Below are 20,376 nucleotides of genomic sequence, written 5' to 3'. Positions count from 1 at the left end.
GGCCCTGTACGGTGTGATGTGCGCCACGTTCCGCCCTGCCGTCCCAGAACCTCCCGTTTTCGGTCTATGTGGGGTTTCGAATAAGGGCGAACGTCTCGCACAGAGTCCGGTCTGCAATAGGCTTCCGACCATGAGTCACCCGGAACCGACCGGCTCCTCGGGTGGCGAGTCGGTCGGCACACTCGCCAAACCTCCACGCGGAAACGTCGGAAGCAGCGAGTCCCTGGCCGCCTACGCCGCCCGCTTCGGCCTGAAGCGGAGCGCGGCCCGCCCCCCGCTGCGCAAATACATCGCCGACGTCTGGCAGCGACGCCACTTCATCTGGGCGTTCGCCTCCGCCAAGAACATCGCGATGTACAGCGACTCCCGCCTGGGCCAGGTGTGGCAGCTGCTGACCCCGCTGCTCAACGTCGGGGTCTACTTCCTGATCTTCGGCCTGCTGCTGAACACCTCGCGCGGCCTGCCCGACTTCCTGCCGTTCCTGGTGACCGGCGTGTTCATGTTCGGGTTCATGCAACGGTCCATCCAGTCGGGGTCCAAGTCGGTCGGCGACAACCTGTCGCTGATCCGGGCCCTGCACTTCCCGCGCGCCACGCTGCCGCTCGCCATCGCCGTGGTCGAGTTCCAGCAGCTGCTGCTGTCGCTGGTCGTCCTCATGATCATCGTGGTGGCGTTCGGCGAGCCGCTGAGCCTGCACATGCTGCTGTTCATCCCGGTCGTCGGGCTCCAGCTCATGTTCAACGTCGGCGCGGGCATGATGATGGCCCGGCTGGGCGCGTTCAACCGCGACATCACCCAGCTGCTGCCGTTCGTCACCCGCACCTGGCTGTACCTGTCCGGCGTGATCTGGTCCATCCCGGCCCTGATCCAGGACAGCCACTTCCTGAAGGAGCACGCCTGGATCGGCGAGGTCCTCAAGGCGAACCCCGGGTACGTGTACGTGGAGCTGAGCCGCCACACCCTGCTCGGCAAGTACCGGCACTACGTCCACCACCATCTGCACGAGCACTCGACCAGCCAGCTGTGGATCTACGCGGTGATCTGGTCGGTGGTGGCGCTCGTGGCCGGGTTCATGTACTTCTACCGTGCCGAGGAGCGATACGGCCGTGGTTAACGCCCAGCTGGCGCAGAGCCCCGTGGTGATCGACCCGGAGCGGGAGCCGATCGTCGTCGTGGACGGCCTGCACATCATCTACCGGGTGTACGGCGCGGGCGGCAAGGGCAACGCCGCGTCGGCGATGTCGCGGGTGATCAAGCGGCAGAAGCGCCCGAGCATGACCGAGGTGCACGCGATCAAGGGCCTGTCGTTCGTCGCCTACCGCGGCGAGGCGGTCGGCGTGATCGGCACCAACGGGTCCGGCAAGTCCACGCTGCTCCAGGCCATCGCCGGCCTGCTCCCGCCGGCCCGCGGCGGCGTCTACACCGACGGCCAGCCGTCCCTGCTGGGCGTCAACGCGGCCCTGATGAAGGACCTCACCGGCGAGCGCAACATCGTCCTCGGCTGCCTCGCGATGGGCATGACCCCGCAGGAGACGCGGGAGAAGTACCAGGAGGTCGTCGACTTCGCCGGCCTCAAGGAGGGCTTCATCAACTACCCCATGCGGACGTACTCGTCCGGCATGGGCGCCCGGCTCCGGTTCGCGATCGCCGCGGCCAAGACCCACGACGTGCTGCTGATCGACGAGGCGCTGGCCACCGGTGACGCCAAGTTCCGCACCAAGTCGCAGAAGCGCATCGAGGAGCTGCGCGGCGAGGCGGGCGCGGTGTTCCTGGTCGCGCACCAGCTCGACGTCGTCCGCGAGACCTGCGACCGGGTGATCTGGCTGGACGACGGCCAGATGCGCATGGACGGCGACCCCGACGAGGTCATCGACGCCTACACCGAGGCCACCCAGAAGTGACCAGGGCGCCCGCACCGGGCGCCTACACCGAGGCCGTGCCGAAGTAAACGCCTCGTCCGCGGACCCCGCCCGATTGGCCGTGACCGGTCACGGGCGGGGTTCGCCGTTTCCGGAGTGACGCGTGGGACGGGAGTAGCGGGTCGTTCCCCAGCCGCCCCTGGATGCGCCTCGCGTCCCGTCCTACCGTCGGACGAGGAGACGATCGGGCGACGAGGTGCGGCCATGGCCGACGGCATCAGCAGGCGCGGGTTCCTGGGCACAGCGGCGATCACGGGCGGTCTGGCGGCGGCGGGCGCCGCGGCCGGGTGCGCGAGCGACACGAGCGGGCCGAAGGCGAAACCGTCCGGGCGGGCCCCGACGGAGGTCTTCTCGCCGCCGGCGAAGAAGCTCAAGGGGTCGCTGACCATCCTGATGTGGAGCCACTTCGTGCCGCGGCACGACACCTGGTTCGACAAGTTCGTGGCCGACTGGGGCAAGCGGGTCGGCGTGAACGTCCGGGTGGACCACATCAACACCGTGGACGTGCCGAGGCGGGCCGCGTCGGAGATCCAGTCGGGGCACGGGCACGACCTGATCCAGCACATCGCGCCGCTGTCGCAGTACGAGCCGTCCGTGCTGGACATGGCCGACGTCGTCCAGGAGGCGACCCGGCGGTGGGGCCAGCAGCTCGAACTGTGCCGCAAGTCCAGCTACAACCCCAACACCCGGCGGTTCTACGCCTACTGCCCCGGCTGGGCGCCGGATCCGGGCGACTACCGGAAGTCGATGTGGCAGAAGGTCGGCCTGCCGAACGGCCCGCACACCTACGACGACCTGCTGCGCGGCGCGGCGGAGATCAAGCGGACGACCGGGATCCCGTGCGGCGTCGGGCTGTCCCCGGAGACCGACACCAACATGGCGATGCGGGCGCTGATGTGGTCGTACGGCGCGTCCGAGCAGGACGCGAACGAGCGCGTCGTGATCGGCTCGGACGCGACGGTCGCGGCCGTCGACTTCATGGCCCGGCTGTGGCGGCAGGCCGAGACCAGCGAGGTGTTCTCCTGGACGCCCGCCTCGAACAACCAGGCGCTGATCGCGGGCCGGTCGTCCTACATCCTCAACTCGATCTCGGCCTGGCGGACGGCCCAGGCGACGAACACGGCCGTCAGCGACGACATCTTCTTCGTCCCCGCCCTGCGCGGGCCGAAGGCGGCGCTCGCGGCGCAGCACGTGATCCAGCAGTGGATCGTCCCGAAGTACTCCGCGAACGCCGACGCGGCGAAGGAGTTCCTGCTGCACTACACGGCGAACTTCGCGTCCGCCTCCTACTACTCCGAGCTGTACGACTTCCCGGGGTGGCCGTCGCTGGTGCCGCAGCTCGACGGCTGGCTCGGCAAGGACCCGTGGGGCGCGCGCCCGGCGGACAAGCTGTCGCTGCTGAAGTCGGCCGTGTCGTGGAGCGCGAACATCGGGTATCCGGGGCCGTCCAACCCGGCCGTCGGGGAGATCTTCAACACCAACGTGCTGCCGACGATGTTCGCGCGGGCGGCGCGCGGCCAGGTCAGCGCGAAGCAGGCGGTCGCGGAGGCGGCCGGGCAGGTCAACACGATCTTCGCGAACTGGCGGGCGCGCGGGCTCGTCGGCGGCTGACGCAATGGCGACGCAGTGGCGACGCGGCGGGCGACGCGGCGGGCGATGCGGCGGGCGACGCGGCGGGCGACGCGGTGGGCGACGCGGCGGGGAGGGGTAGGCGGTTCGCGGTGAAGACGGTCGAGGTGCGGGCGCTCGTCAAGGTCTACGAGGGGCATCGGAGGCTGGGCACGGAGTCCGTCCGGGCGCTCGCCGGAGTGGATCTGGCGGCCGAACCCGGCGAGTACCTGGTGCTGCTCGGCCCGTCCGGGTGCGGGAAGACGACGTTGCTGCGCACGATCGCCGGGCTGGAGCAGCCGACCGAGGGCGAGGTGCTGATCGACGGGCAGGTCGTGAACGGGCTGCCGCCGCGCGCCCGCCAGGTCGCGATGGTGTTCCAGTCGTACGCGCTCTACCCGCACAAGACCGTCCTCGCGAACATCGAGTTCCCGCTGAAGGCGGAGCGGTCGCTCGACCGGACGGCCCGCGCGGAGAAGGCGCGCTGGGCGGCCGGGCTCCTCGGGATCGAACCGCTGCTGGCGCGGCGTCCGCGGCACCTGTCGGGCGGCGAGCGGCAGCGGGTGGCGCTGGCCCGCGCGCTCGTCCGGGACCCGGCCGTCTTCCTGCTGGACGAGCCGCTGTCGAACCTGGACGCCAAGACGCGCACCGCCGCGCGGGACGAGCTGAAGCGGTTCCAGCGGCGGGTCGGCACGACGACCGTCTACGTCACGCACGACCAGGCCGAGGCGATGGGCCTCGGCGACCGGATCGCCGTCCTGTCGGACGGCCGGGTCCGGCAGGTCGGGACGCCCGCCGAGGTGTACGACGACCCGGCCGACACGTTCGTCGCGACGTTCATCGGGTCGCCGCCGATGAACCTCGTCCGGCGGGACGACCGGCTCGTCGGGTTCCGTCCCGAGCACCTGCTGCCGGTCGAGGCCGTCCCGTCCGGCGAGCGCGTGACGATGCCGCTGCGGATCGAGCGGATGGAGTACCTGTCCGGCGACCGGCACGTCTACGCCACGGCCGGAGGGTTCGGCGCGGGGACGCGGGTGATCGCGCGGCTTCCCGCGACGGTCGAGACGCCGCTGCGTCCGGAGGAGACGCACGAGTTCGCCGTGGACGCGTCGCGGCTGCGGTTCTTCGAGGCCGAGTCGGGCCTCCGGGCGTCGGCGGTGCGGCTGTGACCCCCGCGAGAAGGAACCCGGCGGCACGGCGCCGGGCAAAGGCGCGCGAGGCGAAGGCGGGCGCGGCGAAGGCCGGCGCGGCGAAGGTGGGCGCAGCGGCGGGCGCGGCGGACGCGGCGGGAGGGCGTGGGGTGGGGCCGAAGGCGCGGCTCTCGGATCGGGAGGGCTTCCTGGCCTGGGCGATGCTGCTTCCGTCGGTGGTCTACATCGCCGCGCTGGTCGGCGTGCCCTTCCTGCTGGCGATCGCGTTCGCGTTCTCCGACGTCACGACCGGCGACCCGTCCTACCACTTCGTCGGGTTCCGGAACTTCCGGGAGATCTTCCACGACGGGGTGTTCTGGCAGGCGCTCGGGAACACGCTGCTGTTCACGGTCGCGTCGATGGCGCTGATCGTGGTGTTCGGGAAGATCCTGGCGAACATCCTGGTCGCGGACTTCCGGGGGAAGTGGTTCGTCCGGTTCCTGGTGCTACTGCCCTGGACCACCCCGGTGGCGCTGTCGTCGATCTCGTGGCTGTGGTTCCTCGACTCGATCTACTCGCCGGTGGACTGGACGCTGCGGAGGCTGGGCCTGCTGCACGGGAACGTGATCTGGCTGGGGCACTCGTCCACGGCGATGCTCTCGGTCGTGTTCGTCCAGGCGTGGCGGCTGACGCCGCTCGCCGCCGTGATCGTCCTGGCCGGGCTGGTCGCGATCCCGCGCGACCTGGAGGAGGCCGCCCGGGTGGACGGCGCGGGCTACTGGCGGCGGATGTTCGAGGTGACGATCCCGCTGACGCTGCCGGTGATCGCGGTCGCCGCGCTGTTCGGGGCGATCATGACGTTCACCGACATGACCGTCCCGTACGTGCTGACGCGGGGTGGGCCGACGCACGCGACGGACGTGCTGGCGTCCTGGGCGTACTTCCGGGGCATCGAGGGCGGGGACGTCGGGCAGGGCGCGGCGATCGCGCTGTTCCTGTTCCCGATCCTGCTCGCGGCGGTGATCGCGGTGCTGCGGGCCGTCCGGCGGCTGGGGGCGCTGTGAGCGCCGACACCGCGGCCCTGCGCCGCCGCTACGCCCGCCGGTACGTGCTCGGACGCGTCACCCTGTACCTGCTGGCGATCCTGGCGGCGCTGGTCTGCGCGCTGCCGTTCCTGTGGAGCCTGGTCAGCGCGTTCAAGCAGAACCAGGACCTCTACAACCCGTCCAACGACCCGTTCGCGTTCAACCGGCCCGCGACGCCCGACCACGTCCGGTACCTGTTCACCGACACCGGGTTCCCGACGTTCGTGACGAACACGCTGCTGGTCGGCGCGGCGGTCGTGGTGATCACGCTGCTGCTGGCGCTGCCCGCCGCCTACTCGCTCGCCCGCCTGGACCGCCCCTGGGGCACGCCGATGGGGATCGGGATCTTCCTGGTCTACCTCGTCCCGCCGTCCCTGCTGTTCCTGTCGATGACGCGCGTGGTGGTCGCGCTGGGCCTCGCCGACTCGCTCTGGTCGATGATCGTCGTGTACCCGACCTTCACGGTCCCGGTGTCGGTGTGGCTGCTGATCGGGTTCCTCAGGGCCGTCCCGAAGGACGTCGAGGAGCAGGCGATGGTGGACGGGCACAGCCGGCTGAGCGCGTTCGCCCGGGTCGTCCTGCCGCTGGTGTTCCCGGGGATCGTCGCGGTGGTCGTGTTCGCCTTCACCCTCACCGCGAGCGAGTTCGTGTACGCGCTGGCCTTCGTCTCCGCCGCGCCGAAGATGGTGGTGAGCACCGGCGTCCCGACGCAGCTCGTGCGCGGGGACGTCTTCTACTGGCAGTCGCTCCAGGCGGCGGCGGTGTTCACGGCGGTCCCGATCGCGTTCGTGTTCAACCTGTTCCTGGACCGGTTCGTCACCGGCTTCACCATGGGCGCGGTGAAGACGTAGACCCTGATAGGTATGGGAGAAACGGCTATCAGGAGGAGGACTGACCATGGCCGGTAAGCCGCCGCTCCCGCACGAGCACCTGCCCGAGGTCCCGTCGTTCACGCTGGAGAGCGACGACATCGCCGACGGCGAGCACCTCGCGAACAAGCACGTGTTCGACGACTGGGGCTTCTCCGGCGAGAACCTGTCGCCGCACCTGCGCTGGTCCGGGTTCCCCGCCGAGACCAGGAGCTTCGCGGTGACCTGCTACGACCCGGACGCGCCGACCGGCTCGGGCTTCTGGCACTGGGTGCTGTTCGACGTCCCGGCGGACGTGACCGAGCTGCCGACCGGCGCCGGGACCGCCGACTCCAAGATCGGCGTCCACGCGCGCAACGACTACGGCAACAAGGAGTTCGGCGGCGCGGCCCCGCCGCCCGGCGACCCGCACCGCTACGTCTTCACCGTGCACGCCCTGGACGTGGAGTCGCTCGGCATCCCGTCGGACGCCATGCCCGCCGTGGTGGGCTTCAACGTCACCGCCCACACGCTGGCCCGCGCCACCCTCGTCCCGGTCTACGGCACCAAGTGACCCGCCGGTGAGGGCACCGTCCCGCGGTGCCCTCACTCCCCCGGCTGTTCTCGGCGCGCGTTGCGGCGGGCCTCGCCGAGCACCTCGGACGCCTCCTCCGCCTCGTCCAGGGTGGTGGTGAGCGCCTCCTCGTAGGACGGACGGGCCCGCCGGTAGCGTTCGCGGCCGGCGTCCGTGATCACCGTGTAGACGCCGCGCTTGTCGTCCGGGCAGAGGTCGCGGTAGCTGAACCCGGCCTCGTTGAGCCGTCCGACGAGCCTGGTCACCGAGCTCTGGTTGAGCCCGAGGCCGCTCGCGAGATCCTGCATGCGCAGTTCGCCGTCCGGGGCCTCGGCGAGCAGCGCGAGCGCCCGGTACTCCGACAGGCCGAGGCCGTGCTGCCGTTGCAGGACGGTCCCGAGCCTGTGCTCCACGCGCGCGTGCAGCGCGAGCACCCGGTTCCAGAGCCGCACGTCGGCCCGCCCCTGAAGCGTCGCTTCCATCTGCGCCGTCCCTCCCGTGCTCGTTGACACCAGCTTACTTGTACATACATACTCTTGCTCGTCCGAAAGAACTTGCATATACATACAAGCACTTGGAGGTGCTCATGGCCTGGCTGTACCTGCTGGTCGCGTCCGTCTTCGAGGTGGTGTTCGCGCTCGCCACCAACGCCACGCACGGCTTCACCGAACTCTGGCCGTCCCTGCTGACCGCCGGGGCGGCGGCCGGCGGGATCTTCTTCCTCAGCCAGGCGCTGAAGACCCTGGACGTCGGCGTCGGCTACACCGTCTGGACCGGCATCGGCTCGGTCGGCACCGTCTCCCTCGGCACGGTGATCTTCCACGAGTCGATGACCGCCGCGAAGGCGCTCGCGTTCGTCCTGATCATCGGCGGCGTGCTCGGCCTCAAGCTCGCCGACAAGCTCGCCCCGTCGAACTGAATCCCCGACCTGAACCCCTCCCCCGCCCCCTTCACGGAACGGAAGCGACGACACCATGGCCTGGTTCTTCCTCGCGCTCGCCATCGTCTTCGAGATCGCCTTCGCCCTCGGCACCAACGCCACGCACGGCTTCACCCGGCTGTGGCCGTCGGTCCTGACGCTGCTGGCCGCGAGCGGCGGCATCTTCACCCTCAGCCTCGCCCTGCGCACCCTGGACGTGAGCGTCGGCTACACGATCTGGACGGGCATCGGCTCGATCGGGACCGTCCTGTTCGGCGCCCTGATCTACAAGGAGCGGATCACCCTGCCCAAGCTGCTCTCCTTCGCCGCGATCATCGCCGGGGCGATCACCCTGAAGCTCGCCGCGGGCCTCTGAGGCCCCCCGCGGCGCGGGTGCCCCTCGGCCGCCGTCAGGATCGTCGTACCGGCGATCTAGCATCTCGGACCATGCGCGGGTACTTCTCAGTGGACGGGCGACGGCTGTCATACCTGGACTTCGGCGGTCCGGGGAGGCCGCTGATCGCCCTCCACGGCCATTACAACGAGGCGTCCGTCTGGGCGCCGCTGGCCGAGGCGCTGTCCCCCGAGTGGCGGGTCCTCGCGCTCGACCAGCGCGGCCACGGCGAGTCCGACCGGGCCGGGACCTACGGACGCGACGACTACGTCTCGGACCTCGCCGCCTTCCACCGGCACCTGGGTCTCGGCCCCGTCGCCCTGCTCGGGCACTCGCTGGGCGGCGTCAACGCCTACCAGTACGCCGCGAGGCACCCGGGGCGGGTCAGCGCGCTGATCGTGGAGGACATCGGCGCGGTCGTGGACTCCGACTGGAACTTCACCCTGCGGCTGCCCACGCACGCGCCCACGCGCGAGGAGCTGGTCGCCGCCCTCGGCGGTCTCGCCCCGTACGTCGAGGGTTCGCTGCGTCCGTCCGGGGACGGGTGGGGCCTGTCCTTCGACATCGGCGACACGGTCGCGTCCCAGAAGGCGCTGACCGCCGACCACTGGGCCGACTGGAACGCCCTGACCTGCCCGACGCTGCTGATCCACGGCGAGCGCAGCGACGAGCTCCCGGCCTCGCACGCGACCGAGATGGCCGAGCGCCTCCCCGCCCTGCTGGTCTCGCTGGACGCCGGCCACGTCGTCCACCACGACGCGCCGGAGGCGTTCACCGACGCCGTCCGCGCCTTCCTGGACGCCCAGACCGCCTGATTTTCCGGTGGGGGTGGTCCTCTGGGCTGACGGACCGCAGGCCGATGTGCTCGCGGGGCGGGCCTGCCAGCGTGGGCCCATGATCGAAGTCGAGGGGCTGAGCAAGCGGTACGGGCCGGTCGCGGCCGTGGACGATCTCACGTTCACGGCCCGGCCGGGACGCGTGACGGGGTTCCTGGGACCGAACGGCGCCGGGAAGTCCACGACGATGCGCATGATCCTCGGGCTGGCGTCCCCGGACGGCGGGCGCGCCCTGGTGGGCGGGCGCCGCTACCGCGATCTCCGGCGTCCGCTGTGCGAGGTCGGCGCCCTGCTGGAGACGGCCGCGCCGCATCGCGGGCGAACCGGGTACGCGCATCTGCTGTGGCTCGCGCGGACGGCCGGAATCGGTCCGCGCCGGGTCCAGGAGGTGCTGGAACTCGTCGGGTTGCCGGACGCCGCCCGTCGCCGGGTCGGCGGGTACTCGCAGGGGATGCGGCAGCGGCTCGGCCTCGCGGCGGCGCTGCTCGGCGACCCCGGGATCGTGATCCTCGACGAGCCCGCGAACGGCCTCGACCCCGAGGGCCTCCGGTGGCTGCGGGGCCTGCTGCGCGGGCTCGCCGCCGAGGGCCGGACGGTGCTGGTGTCGAGCCATCTCATCGGTGAGGTGGGGCGGACGGCCGACCGGCTCGTGATCGTCGCGCGCGGACGGCTCGTCGCCGACGCGGACACCGCCGCGTTCACCGGCGATCTGGAGGACGAGTTCCTGCGGATGACGGGCGGTGTCCGGTGATCGACGCGGTGCGCGCCGAGTTCGTGAAGCTGCGCAGCCTGCGCGGGCCGAGGGTCGCGCTGGCGCTGGTGCCGATGATCAGCGTCGGTGTCGGAGCGCTGGACGGATGGTCCGGACGGCAGGCGCTCGACTCCCACGATCCGTCGATACGGCCCGATTTCACGGCGCAGCAGGCGGGGTTCGACGGCGTCCAGTACGGGATGCTCGCGCTGATCGTGTTCGGGGTGCTCGCGGTGTCCGGCGACCCGCTCGGGCCCGCGCTGCTCGCGGTGCCGCGGCGGGCGCGGTTCCACGCGGCGAAGATGATCGCGGTCGCGGTGGTGGCGCTGCCGGTCGTCGCGTTCTCGGTGATCGTCTCGGATCTCGCCACGCAGCTCGCGCTCGGCCGCCACGGGACGTCGCTCGGCGCGGACGGCGTGCCGAGGTCGCTGGCCGGGGCCGTCCTTCACCTGACGCTCATGTGCCTGCTCGCGGCCGGTTGCACGATGGTGACGCGGACCGCGCTGGTCCCGCTCGCGGTGCTGTTGCCGCTGGTCACCGTGGGGTCGCAGCTGATGACGGTCGCGCAGTCGAGCAGGTTCGCGGCGAACCTGCTGCCCGATCGGGCGGGGGCGCAGTTGCTGACCGTCCGGCCCGGGGAGGACGCGCTGGGGCCACTGCTCGGCGGCGCGGTGCTGCTCGCATGGACGGCCGCGGCCGTCCTCGGCGGCCTGCTCGCGCTGCGGCGGCGGGACGTCTGACGGTTACGCTTCGGGCATTCCGAGGGCGGGAGGCGTGCTGAGCGAGACGGTCCGGGTCCTGATCGCGGAGGACCAGGCGTTGCTGCGGGGCAGCTTCCGGCTGCTCGTCGACTACGCGCCCGACCTGGAGGTCGTCGGCGAGGCGGGCGACGGGGAGCGGGCGGTGGAGCTGGCGCGGCGGCTGCGTCCGGACGTGGTGCTCATGGACGTCCGCATGCCCGTCCTGGACGGCGTGGAGGCGACCCGCCGGATCTGCGGCGACCCGGAGGCGGGCGGCGCGCGCGTGCTCGTCCTGACGATGTTCGACCTGGACGCCTACGTCTTCGCGGCGCTGCGCGCCGGGGCGAGCGGTTTCCTGCTGAAGGACACGCGTCCGGCGGACCTGCTGGAGGGGATCAGGGTGGTGGCGGCCGGGGACAGCATGCTCGCGCCGTCGGTCGCACGGCGGCTGGTCGAGGCGTTCGCCCGCCGCACGGACGTCGCGATCGACGGCATCACCGACCGGGAGCGGGACGTGCTGAAACTGATCGCCGCCGGGCTGAGCAACGCCGAGATCGCCGAGCGGCTCCGGCTCAGCCTGCCGACCGTGAAGACGCACGTCGGACGGCTGCTGAGCAAGCTCCACGCGCGCGACCGCGCCCAGCTCGTCATCGTGGCCTACGAATCGGGACTGGCCGGACGATGAACCGCGACTCCGTGGACGTCCGGACGCGGGAGGGGCTGAAACGCCTCGCGGTGGACGCGGCGCTGGTTCTCGGTCTGGTCGCTTTCCCGCAGGTCACCGGGCTTCAGGGCATGACTGCCGGGGCGTGGACGGTCTCGATGGCGGCGGCGTTGCCGCTGGTCGTGCGGCGCCGGTGGCCGGTAGCGGTCTTCGCGGCGTCGGCGGCCGTGTCGGTGATCGGGATCTCGGTCGGCGCCGGCGCGTTCCTCGCCGCCGCGCTCGCGATGTACACGGTCGCGTCGCGGCGTCGCGCGGCGCGCGCGCCCTCGACGCGGCTCGTCGGCGCCTTCAGCGCGGCGGGCGCGGTCGGGCTGGCCGCCGTGGGCGCTCCGGCGGGCGCGGTCGGGACCGTCCTGCCGCGCGCGCTGCTCGGGCTCGTCCTGCTCGGCTGCGCCTGGACGGCAGGGCAGGCCGTCGCCGAGCGCCGCCGGAACGCCGAACGCGAGATCGAGCGCGCCCGGGCGGACGAGCGGCTCCGCATCGCGCGCGAGATGCACGACGTGGTGTCGCACGGCATGGGCCTCATCGCCGTCCAGGCCGGGGTCGCGAACCACGTCGTCGCCGACCGTCCGGAGGAGGCGCGGCGCGCGCTCGAAGTGATCGAGGAGGTCAGCCGGACGTCGCTCGGCGAGATGCGGGCGATGCTCGGCGTCCTGCGCGGCGAGGCCGACGAGACCGCCCTCGGCCCCGCGCCCGGCCTGCGGGACCTTCCCGGCCTCGTCCGGGCGGCGGGCGCGAGATTCGAGCTCCACCTCGACGGCTCGCGGTCCGAGGGCGGAGTGCAGGTGTCCGGCGATCCGGGCGGCGGCGGGTTCGGGGAGGTGCCTGAGGGCGTGCAGGTCGCGGCATTTCGGATCGCCCAGGAGGCGGTGACGAACGTGACACGGCATGCGGACGCGTCCGCATGTTGCCAGGTGCGCGTCCGGAACCGGCCAGGGCGGCTGGAGGTGGAGGTGCGCGATACCGGTCCGGCGCGCGGCGGGACGTCCGGCGGGGGTTTCGGTCTGCTCGGAATGCGGGAGCGGGCGCTCGCGCACGGCGGCGCGTTCGAGGCCGGGACGACCCCGGACGGCGGGTTCGCGGTGCGAGCCGTCCTGCGCTACTGACTTCTGCGCCACTGACTCCTGGGCCACTGACTCCTGCGCCACTGAGGCCTGCGCTACTGAGGCCTGCGCTACTGAGCGGCCTTACGGCGGTATCCCGCTGTCGAGCAGAGCCTCGCCCAGCTCGGTGCGCCGATACAGGACGGCGCGTCCGTACCGGTCCCGCGCGACCAGGCCGCAGTCGCGCAGGACGGCCAGGTGGTCGCCGACGTTGCCGAGGCTCATCCCGAGCAGCGCGGACAGGCGGGTCGTCGTGGTCGGCTCGTCCAGGGCGCGCAGCACGTCGGCGCGGGTGCGGCCGATCAGCTTGGGCAGGCCGTCGTTCGGCGGCGCGTCGCGGAGCCAGAGCGCCGCGACGCCGCGCGCCCGGTACAGCAGGGTGTTGCGCCACGGCGGTTCGGTCGAGTAGCCGAGCCCCGCGAAGACCGACGGCTGGAAGAGCAGCCCCGCGCCGTTGAGGGACGTGCGCGGCCCCTCCAGGCCCGCCAGCTCGATCGCGCCGCCGGTCTCGGACGGATGCCAGTGCACCCGCGGGGACAGTCCGGCCAGGGCTTCGGCCCAGCCGTAAACGGCGAGGCGACCGGCCCGGTACAGCAGGTCCCGCTCGAAGATCGTCCGGATCGTGGGCCAGTCCGGCTCGATCAGCGCGCCGAACGCTCTGGCCAGGCCGTTCGCCAGCAGATCCACCACGTCGTCGGAGTCCAGGACGGTGCGGACGGCCCGGTCCGGCGCGGGCAGGCCCGCCCGGTTCTGCGCCAGCTCGTGCCGCGCGAGCGCCAGCGGCGTGGCCCTGACCTGCGCGAGCTGCTCCTCCAGCGTGACGTGGACGCGCTCGGGCGGCGGCGTCACGAAATCGGCCATGTAGCCGCCGCGGCGGCGCAGGAAGGCGAGCGCCCGGACGGACGGGTCGTCCATCAGGGCGCGGAAGGTGGGGCGGGCGCGCCGCACCCACGGTTCGAGCGGTCCCAGCTCGTGCCGCCCGGACAGGACGCCGAGCGCGCTGGTGACCTCCGCCAGAGGCGACACCGCGAACCTCGACGCGGTGACGTCCCCCGGACCGACCTCGATCCACGCCATGTTTCGCTCCTGCCCGAAACCTTAGCCTCGGCGGCGATATGCCGCGAAGGTGCGTGTCGTGACGACGACTCCTACCACGTCCCCCGCCACCGTCGCCTACCGCGACATCTTCGCCGTCCGCGAGTTCCGCGTCCTGTTCGCGCTCCGAGTGATCCTCGTGGGCGGCGACATGGTGCGGATGCTGGCGCTGTCCGTGCTGGTCTACCAGCGCACCGGATCGTCCCTGCTCGCGGCGCTCGCCTACACCGCCGAGATGTTCCCCTACGTCATCGGCGGTGCGCTGCTGCTCTCGCACACCGACCGGCTCCCGCCGCGCCGGCTGCTCGTCGGCGTCTACCTCGTCCAGTCCGCGACGTCCGCCCTGCTCGCGCTGGACGTGCTGCCCGTCGGCGGCACGCTCTGCGTGATGTTCGGCCTCGGCCTGCTGATGCCGCTCGCGTCCGCGTCCACGTGGGCGATGCTCAGCGAGATCCTGCCCGGCGACGGCGGCTACGTCCTCGGCCGCTCGGTGTTCACCATGACGGCGGGCGGCGCCCAGATCGCCGGGCAGGCGTGCGGCGGGCTGCTGATCACCGCCGTCGGGCCGTCCAGCACGCTGTGGCTCTCCACCGCGACCGCCGGATGCGCCGCCCTGTTCGCGCGGATCGGGCTGGCGGCCCGTCCGCCGCGCGTCGAGGGCGAGCGCGACGGCGGGGCCGCGCGGGAGACCTGGCGGGTCAACAAGGCGCTGCTGCGCGATCCGGTCATCCGCGGCGGGCTGGTCGCGATGTGGCTGCCCGCGGCGCTCGCGACCGGCGCGGAGGGCGTGGTGATCCCTTACGCCGCGTCCATCGGGAAGGCCGAGCAGGCCGGCTTCGTGCTGGCCTCGATCGCCGCCGGGATGCTGCTCGGCAACTTCGTCGTCGGACGGTTCGTCCCGCTGGCGCTGCGCGAGCGGATCGGACTGCTGCTGGCCGTCCTGAACGGCGCGCCGCTGGTGCTGTTCGCGCTCAGGCCGGGCATCGCGATCGCCTGCGTCCTCGGCCTCGCCGGGGCGGCCGGGCTGAGCTACGAGCTGAGCATCCAGCAGCGGTTCGTGGACGCCGTCCCCGAGGAACGGCGCGGGCAGGCGTTCGGGCTCCTGACCACCGGCAGCATGACCCTCCAGTCCGGCGCGATGGCCGGTGCGGGCGCGCTCGCCGAGGGCCTCTCCCCCGGCATCACGATGGCGCTGTTCGGCGGCGCGTCGGTGTGCGCGGCCCTCGCCCTGTCCCGCCACCTCAGCTGACCCCGCCCGCCGGACGGCGCGTCCGCCGGACGGCTCGCACACCGGACGGTTCGCCCGCCCGAGGGTGGGCACGCCGGACGGTTCGCCCGCCCGAGGGCTCGCATGCCCGAGGGTGGGCACGCCGGACGGTTCGCATGCCGGTTCGCTGACCGGGGAGTTCCGCCCTGGACTCCCCGGTCACGCCCGTCGGGTTACGCCTCGAAGGGGAACTTGTCGGCGAAGGCGGGCTTGAGGTCGTCCAGCCAGACCGCGTTCGGGTCGAACTTGGCGTAGAAGGGCCGGTTCACCAGCGACGAGTCGCGCGCCTGGATGAAGTGCAGCGCGAAGACCTTCTCGCCGAACAGGTCCAGGACGCCGTCCACGCAGACCTTGCCGGGCGTCGCGGACATGGACGGGCCGCGCACCGTCCGGGAGAGGCCGGAGACGTTCGCGTACGCGTCCCGGAAGATCTCGTAGGCGTCGGCCAGCGGGACGGCGAAGTAGTCCTGCGGCCCCGTGTCACGCTCCACGAACATGTAGTACGGCACGAGGCCCATGCGGGTCTGGGTGCGCCACATGTTCTCCCAGACCTTCGGGTCGTCGTTGATCGTGCGGATCAGCGGGGCCTGCGTCCGGATCACCGCGCCGGTGTCCCGGATCCGCCGGCACGCCTCGGCGACCATCAGCGGCTCCAGCTCGCGCGGGTGCGTGAAGTGCGCCATGAACGCGAGGTTCTTGCCCGACTGGACGACCTGCTCGAACAGCCGCAGCATCGCGTCGGCGTCCGGGTCGGTGACGAACTTCTGCGGCCAGTAGGCCAGCGACTTGGTGCCGATCCGGATCGACTCGAGCTGCTCCAGGTCGAGCAGCGGCTCGATGTAGCGGCGCAGCACCGGCTCGCCCATGATCATGGCGTCGCCGCCGGTGAACAGGACGCTGGTCACCTCGGGGTGCGCGAGCAGGTACCGGCGGAGCTGGTCCGGCTCGTCCCCGGCCATCTTGAGGTCCGGCTCGCCGACGAACTGCGCCCAGCGGAAGCAGTAGGTGCAGTACGCGTGGCAGGTCTGGCCCTGCTTGGGGAAGTAGAGCACGGTCTCGTCGTACTTGTGCTGGAGACCGGGGATCTTGCCGTCCCCGAAGGTCGGGATGTTCAGCTCCATCTGCCCCGCGGGGTGCGGGTTGAGCTTCATCCGCACCGCGTGCGCGGCGGCCTCGACCTCGGCCTTGGGCGCCTCCCGGCGCAGCAGGCCGGCCAGGTGGGCGACGTCCGCCTCGGGGAGCATGTCCTCCTGCGGGAAGACCAGCCGGTAGATCGGGTCGTCCGGCGCGGCGGACCAGTCGATGAGCTCCTCGATGACGTAGGCGTTGGTACGGAAGGGCAGTACGGTCGCCACCGCCCGTACCGCCAACTGCTGGTCCGGCGAGAGGCCTGCACGGGCGGTCAGCTCGTCCAGGTGCTTCGCCGTGAAGGCGCGGAACTTGCGACCGGAGGATCGCGTGTGGGGAGCCGCGTCGTTCACCATCGTCACGTGTGGGTACTCCTTGAGTTCAGCGGGGGATGCGGGCACCGCGCCCGGGACGGTGAACGTCCGCGAAGCCGCACCCGCCGGGGGGTTTCACTTCGTCACCGACAGTCATCGTCCGGGTCCGGGCCACCCCCATTGAAGCGTCGAAAATCGGTACATGCCGAATGGATACCCCCTTACCAGTACAAAGAAGCAGGTCAGCGCCAGCGCGCGCCCGGCGGTCCGAGGGCACTTACGGACCCGCACCAGATACAACGATTACGCGGCGTAAAAGTGGCGAGCCGACGCGGCTCCCTATGCTGGTGTGGAGATACTTGCAAAGGGAACGCTCGATGCACACGAGGCGTTCGACGCTGTACCGGCGACTCCGCGCGGGCGACTGCGAGCGCCAGTGCCGAAGGACGCGACCGACGCTTGAGGGGGGCCGGTGAAGGCGACCGGGCACGACAGGCCCAGGGGGCGCGAGCCGGTGCCCCACGCCGCCGCGGACGACCACGACCCGCCGTCCGCCACCGACCCGAACGACCGCAAACGGACGCCCGAAAGCGCCGAACGGCCGCTCGAAAGCCGCGAGCCGACGCCCCGAAGCGCCGCAGGCGAGGAACGCATGGCGCCGGCGCAGCCCGGAGAAACCGCGGCGCAGCCCGAAGGGGCGGCGGCGCGGCGCGGCGACGCGAGCGCGCGACCCGAAGCAACGGCAGCCCGGCGCGGCGACGCGAGCGCGCGACCCGAAGCGACGGCAGCGCGGCGCGGCGACGCGAGCACGCGGCCCGAAGGGGCGGCGGCGCTGGGTGGGGTGGCGGCGGTGCGGCCGGGGGTGGCGCCGCTGTTCGCGGCGGTGATCGCGGCCGTCGCGGGCGTGAGTTACGCCACGTTCATGCTGGAGCACCTGCTGAGCCCCGCGCTGGACGTCGTGAACGGGTACGTGAGCGAGCTGTCCGCCCGCGACCAGCCGTACCACCTGGTCTACAGCGGCGGCGACCTGGTCACCGGGGTGCTGTCGATCATCGTCGCGGGCACCGCGCTGGCCACCCTGCGCCGCCGGTTCTGGAGCACGCTCGGCTGGAGCTTCCTCGGCCTGTTCGGGCTGTGCGCGATGGGCGACGCGCTGTTCCCGCTCGACTGCGCGCCCAGCCTGGAGACGTGGTGCGCGCTGCGCGAGCGCGCCGACCAGGTGTCGTTCTCGCACTCCTTCCACTCGGTGACCAGCAGCGCGGTGATCGCCTGCGGCGTCGCGGCGCTGCTCACGCTGTCGATCGCGGCCCGCCGGTACGGCTGGTGGCCCGCGCTCGCCCGGTTCGGCTGGCTCCTCGCGGTCGTCGAGACCGCGTTCGCGCTCGCGACCGTCGTCGCGATGCTGGTCGGCGAGTGGCTCGGCATCCTGCAGCGCATCCAGATCAGCATCCTGTGCCTCGGCCTGCTCACGATCGCGTGGGCGCTGTGGGCCGACTGGCGGGCCGCGTGGCGCGCGCCGCAGACCCGCCCCGTCCAGGCGAAGGAGACGACGGCCCGGTGACGCGCGGCGAGCGGACGACGGTGGAGCGGGACGGCGCGGACGGCGGTCCGGTCGCGCCCGGCGGGCGCATCGCCGCGGCCGGGGGCGAGCGGGTGCACGTGGTCGAGTCCGGTCCGCCGGACGCGCCCGCGCTGCTGCTCAGCACCGGCCTCGGCGGGGCGTGGTTCGACTGGGAACCGGTCATCGGCCTGCTGCACGACCGGTACCGGGTGATCGCGTTCGACCGTCCGGGGCTCGGGCTGAGCCCGGCGGCGCGGCGTCCGGCGAGCCTGCGCCGAGACGTCGGCGTCCTCGCCGACCTCGCGCGCGCGAGCGGCGGGCCGGTCACGGTCGTCGCGCACTCGATGGCCGGGTTCCACGCCGAGGCGCTGGCCCGGCTGCATCCGGACGCCGTGCGCGCGCTGGTGCTGGTCGATCCGAGCTGCGAGGAGCGGGTCAACTGCGCCGGGCTGCGGATCAGCGCCGCCGTCCATCCCGTCCTGCGCGCGACCGGGGCCGGCCTGGAGGCGACCCGGCTGTCCCGGGTGATCGGGCCGTTCGGGCGGCGCATCACACTGAAGCAGGTCACCGAGCGCGCGGAGCCGGTGCCGCCCGAGGTCGTCCGGTCGGTGTACGGGCGCGGCGCGGTGCTCGGCGCGGTCATCGCCGAGGACGTCGCGTACCGCGAGGCCGCCGCCGACCTGCTGGCGCTGCGCGAGCGGCGACCGCTTCCGGCCATCCCGCTGGAGGTGCTGACCGCGCTCGGCGACGCGGGCGACGGCCTCGAATGGGCGGGCTGCCACCGCCGCCTCGCCGGGATGTCCCCGCGCGGCCACCAGGTGGATCTTCCGGACTGCCCGCACATGGTGCAGTTCGACCGTCCCGACGCGGTGGCGGACGCCGTCGACCGCGTCCACGGGGGCGCGTCGTGACCGCCCCGGCCCGCGGACGCCTGAGGCGCCGCCTCGGTGTGATGTTCGTCGCGTCGATCGCGGTGGCCGGGCTCAGCGGATGCGGCGTCATGCAGCGGATCTCCGAGGGCGCGTACCGCAACGCGGTGGCGGACGGCGCGTCCGCCGACCTGCGCGCGCAAGGCGTCCGGCTGGAGGGCCGCCCGGCCTGCCAGACGCCGCCGACCGGCGCGTTCGCCGAGGTCCGGATCACCTGCACCGCCCGCACCACCGGCGGCGAGCCCGTCGCGATCACCGGGACGGTCAGCGACGCCGACACGTCCAACCCGCGCGAGCGCTACCAGGTGACCGTCGGCGGACGCGTGCTGATCGACCGCGACTGCCTCGGCACCGGCTGCCGGCACACCTGAGCCGCCGCCCCGCCGCCCCGCCGCCCGCCGCTCCGCCGCTCCGCCGCCCGCCGATCCGCCGCTCCGCCGCCCGGCGACGCGACGCCCAAACCACGCGAACGCGGCGGAAGGTCTGGACGCGGGCATGCGCTGACCGGCGGCACGTGAAGCACGCGTAACGAGTCCGCATGATCGACAAAGATCGGGACGGCGTCCGCGTGCCGCGCCGACCGAGCGGTGACGTCTACAGCCGTGAAGATCACTCGAACGAGAGCCCTGGTCATGGGCACGCTGGCCGTCGTCGTCGCCGGCTTCGCCGCGGGCGCCGCCTACCTGACGGTCTCCGGCTCCAAGGAACTGCGCTACCCGTCCCAGAAGGCGCTGCGCACGGGGGTCGCGCGCGTCGGCGGAGCCGAGCTGGCCCGCCGCGGCGTCACCCTCACCTCCGGCCTGACCTGCGCGGACGCGCCGGGATGGACGAAGGAGAAGATGCGCGTCAGCTGCACCGCCAGCACCGCGGACCACCGTCCGGTGCAGGTGATCGGCGCGGGCGAGGACGCGACGCAGACCCAGTACTACACGGTCCTCGTCAACGGCCGTCCGATCGTGCAGAACGCCGACTGCCTCGGGACGGACTGCGCCAAGAAGCACTGATCCGGCGGGAGGGACGGAGCGTCGTCCCTCCCGGGGGCGGGACGGCGGAGGCCCGGCGATCGCTGGATACCATGCGATGAGCTGCCCCGTCGTGGCGCGGCGCCTCTCTCCCCGTCCCCTCTGGAGTGCTGATGACCGGCAATGGCGAGCAGGCACGTCCCTCGCCGGTCGGTGCCACCGGCCCCGCTCCGGCCACGCACCCCCACCCCGGTTGCTCCCGCCCAGCCCAAGCTCCGCACCCCCAAGCAACGCAGGACGCACGAACCCGCACAAGCCAGAACCTGCTAGCGCGGGCGCGCACGAGCCGGGCTGCCCGAGCTCGCACGAGCCAGGCCCCGCGGACGCGCACGAACCAGGCCCCGCGAGCGCGTGCGCACACGAGCCACGACCCGCGGGCGCACACAAGCCAGACCCCGCTAGCGCGAGCGCGCACGAGCCGGGCTGCCC

The 20,376-nt window shown here is 72.5% G+C and carries 22 protein-coding genes; 19 read left to right on the top strand and 3 right to left on the bottom strand.

What is annotated here, in order from left to right; translation table 11 throughout:
- Positions 1-130 precede the first annotated feature (130 nt).
- The 7 genes from ACFPCY_RS26220 (at position 131) to ACFPCY_RS26190 (ending at position 7,164) form a co-directional block, all read left to right on the top strand.
- Entirely contained in the window at positions 131-1,114 is a 984-nt protein-coding gene (locus ACFPCY_RS26220) for an ABC transporter permease (RefSeq protein WP_378259490.1), read from the top strand.
- Positions 1,107-1,901 carry an ABC transporter ATP-binding protein gene (locus ACFPCY_RS26215; RefSeq protein WP_378259489.1) on the top strand — a complete coding sequence of 265 codons (795 nt, stop codon included), beginning with the start codon at positions 1,107-1,109 and terminating at the stop codon, positions 1,899-1,901. The genes ACFPCY_RS26220 and ACFPCY_RS26215 overlap by 8 nt, the downstream gene beginning before the upstream one ends.
- A 222-nt stretch (positions 1,902-2,123) precedes the next feature.
- Positions 2,124-3,530 carry an ABC transporter substrate-binding protein gene (locus tag ACFPCY_RS26210; RefSeq protein ID WP_378259488.1) on the top strand — a complete coding sequence of 469 codons (1,407 nt, stop codon included), beginning with the start codon at positions 2,124-2,126 and terminating at the stop codon, positions 3,528-3,530.
- Positions 3,531-3,640: 110 nt separating this feature from the next.
- Positions 3,641-4,696, top strand: a complete 1,056-nt coding sequence (locus tag ACFPCY_RS26205; protein WP_378259487.1) for an ABC transporter ATP-binding protein — start codon at positions 3,641-3,643, stop codon at positions 4,694-4,696.
- Entirely contained in the window at positions 4,693-5,721 is a 1,029-nt protein-coding gene (locus ACFPCY_RS26200) for a carbohydrate ABC transporter permease (protein WP_378259486.1), read from the top strand. Before ACFPCY_RS26205 ends, ACFPCY_RS26200 begins: the two co-directional genes overlap by 4 nt.
- Complete coding sequence (locus ACFPCY_RS26195) at positions 5,718-6,593, top strand: carbohydrate ABC transporter permease (RefSeq protein WP_378259485.1); 876 nt, start codon at positions 5,718-5,720, stop codon at positions 6,591-6,593. The genes ACFPCY_RS26200 and ACFPCY_RS26195 overlap by 4 nt, the downstream gene beginning before the upstream one ends.
- A 46-nt stretch (positions 6,594-6,639) precedes the next feature.
- Positions 6,640-7,164: a YbhB/YbcL family Raf kinase inhibitor-like protein gene (locus ACFPCY_RS26190; protein ID WP_378259484.1), complete on the top strand. Its 525-nt coding sequence runs from the start codon at positions 6,640-6,642 to the stop codon at positions 7,162-7,164.
- Between the two features lie 32 nt (positions 7,165-7,196).
- On the opposite strand, the gene ACFPCY_RS26185 is transcribed toward ACFPCY_RS26190, so the two are convergent.
- On the bottom strand, positions 7,197-7,646 hold the full coding sequence (locus ACFPCY_RS26185) for a MarR family winged helix-turn-helix transcriptional regulator (RefSeq protein WP_378259483.1): 450 nt from the start codon (positions 7,644-7,646) through the stop codon (positions 7,197-7,199).
- A 104-nt stretch (positions 7,647-7,750) separates the two neighbouring features.
- On the opposite strand from ACFPCY_RS26185, the gene ACFPCY_RS26180 reads away from it, so the two are divergent.
- The 7 genes from ACFPCY_RS26180 to ACFPCY_RS26150 all read left to right on the top strand — a co-directional run bounded on the left by ACFPCY_RS26180 (position 7,751) and on the right by ACFPCY_RS26150 (position 12,634).
- Complete coding sequence (locus ACFPCY_RS26180; RefSeq protein ID WP_378259482.1) at positions 7,751-8,083, top strand: DMT family transporter; 333 nt, start codon at positions 7,751-7,753, stop codon at positions 8,081-8,083.
- Positions 8,084-8,138: 55 nt separating this feature from the next.
- On the top strand, positions 8,139-8,459 hold the full coding sequence (locus ACFPCY_RS26175; RefSeq protein ID WP_378259481.1) for a DMT family transporter: 321 nt from the start codon (positions 8,139-8,141) through the stop codon (positions 8,457-8,459).
- 71 nt (positions 8,460-8,530) lie between these two features.
- Positions 8,531-9,292: an alpha/beta fold hydrolase gene (locus ACFPCY_RS26170; RefSeq protein ID WP_378259480.1), complete on the top strand. Its 762-nt coding sequence runs from the start codon at positions 8,531-8,533 to the stop codon at positions 9,290-9,292.
- A gap of 79 nt (positions 9,293-9,371) precedes the next feature.
- Positions 9,372-10,064, top strand: a complete 693-nt coding sequence (locus ACFPCY_RS26165; RefSeq protein ID WP_378259479.1) for an ABC transporter ATP-binding protein — start codon at positions 9,372-9,374, stop codon at positions 10,062-10,064.
- Positions 10,061-10,804: an ABC transporter permease gene (locus ACFPCY_RS26160; RefSeq protein WP_378259478.1), complete on the top strand. Its 744-nt coding sequence runs from the start codon at positions 10,061-10,063 to the stop codon at positions 10,802-10,804. The genes ACFPCY_RS26165 and ACFPCY_RS26160 overlap by 4 nt, the downstream gene beginning before the upstream one ends.
- 37 nt (positions 10,805-10,841) lie before the next feature.
- The gene (locus tag ACFPCY_RS26155) at positions 10,842-11,489 is read left to right on the top strand and encodes a response regulator (protein ID WP_378259882.1); all 648 of its coding nucleotides are present in this window, start codon (positions 10,842-10,844) and stop codon (positions 11,487-11,489) included.
- Entirely contained in the window at positions 11,486-12,634 is a 1,149-nt protein-coding gene (locus ACFPCY_RS26150) for a sensor histidine kinase (protein ID WP_378259477.1), read from the top strand. The genes ACFPCY_RS26155 and ACFPCY_RS26150 overlap by 4 nt, the downstream gene beginning before the upstream one ends.
- 81 nt (positions 12,635-12,715) lie before the next feature.
- Here ACFPCY_RS26150 and ACFPCY_RS26145 read toward each other — a convergent pair whose 3' ends face one another.
- Positions 12,716-13,708, bottom strand: a complete 993-nt coding sequence (locus tag ACFPCY_RS26145; protein WP_378259476.1) for an ArsR/SmtB family transcription factor — start codon at positions 13,706-13,708, stop codon at positions 12,716-12,718.
- A 58-nt stretch (positions 13,709-13,766) separates the two neighbouring features.
- On the opposite strand from ACFPCY_RS26145, the gene ACFPCY_RS26140 reads away from it, so the two are divergent.
- Positions 13,767-14,975, top strand: coding sequence for an MFS transporter (locus ACFPCY_RS26140; protein WP_378259475.1), 1,209 nt, complete (start codon positions 13,767-13,769; stop codon positions 14,973-14,975).
- A gap of 191 nt (positions 14,976-15,166) precedes the next feature.
- Here the strand turns inward: ACFPCY_RS26140 and ACFPCY_RS26135 are convergent, their stop codons facing one another.
- Positions 15,167-16,477, bottom strand: coding sequence for a KamA family radical SAM protein (locus tag ACFPCY_RS26135; RefSeq protein ID WP_378259880.1), 1,311 nt, complete (start codon positions 16,475-16,477; stop codon positions 15,167-15,169).
- A gap of 430 nt (positions 16,478-16,907) precedes the next feature.
- On the opposite strand from ACFPCY_RS26135, the gene ACFPCY_RS26130 reads away from it, so the two are divergent.
- From ACFPCY_RS26130 to ACFPCY_RS26115, 4 genes are all read left to right on the top strand, one after another.
- Complete coding sequence (locus ACFPCY_RS26130) at positions 16,908-17,996, top strand: DUF998 domain-containing protein (protein WP_378259474.1); 1,089 nt, start codon at positions 16,908-16,910, stop codon at positions 17,994-17,996.
- Positions 17,993-18,907: an alpha/beta fold hydrolase gene (locus ACFPCY_RS26125; protein WP_378259473.1), complete on the top strand. Its 915-nt coding sequence runs from the start codon at positions 17,993-17,995 to the stop codon at positions 18,905-18,907. The genes ACFPCY_RS26130 and ACFPCY_RS26125 overlap by 4 nt, the downstream gene beginning before the upstream one ends.
- A complete protein-coding gene (locus ACFPCY_RS26120) occupies positions 18,904-19,296 on the top strand; it encodes a hypothetical protein (protein WP_378259472.1) in 393 nt (130 codons plus the stop codon). The genes ACFPCY_RS26125 and ACFPCY_RS26120 overlap by 4 nt, the downstream gene beginning before the upstream one ends.
- 231 nt (positions 19,297-19,527) lie before the next feature.
- Positions 19,528-19,929, top strand: coding sequence for a hypothetical protein (locus ACFPCY_RS26115; protein ID WP_378259471.1), 402 nt, complete (start codon positions 19,528-19,530; stop codon positions 19,927-19,929).
- Positions 19,930-20,376: the final 447 nt, after the last annotated feature.

Origin of the sequence: Actinomadura gamaensis (assembly GCF_042652125.1) — a bacterium.
Lineage (GTDB): Bacteria > Actinomycetota > Actinomycetes > Streptosporangiales > Streptosporangiaceae > Spirillospora > Spirillospora gamaensis.
This window is presented reverse-complemented; position numbering and strand designations above follow the sequence as displayed.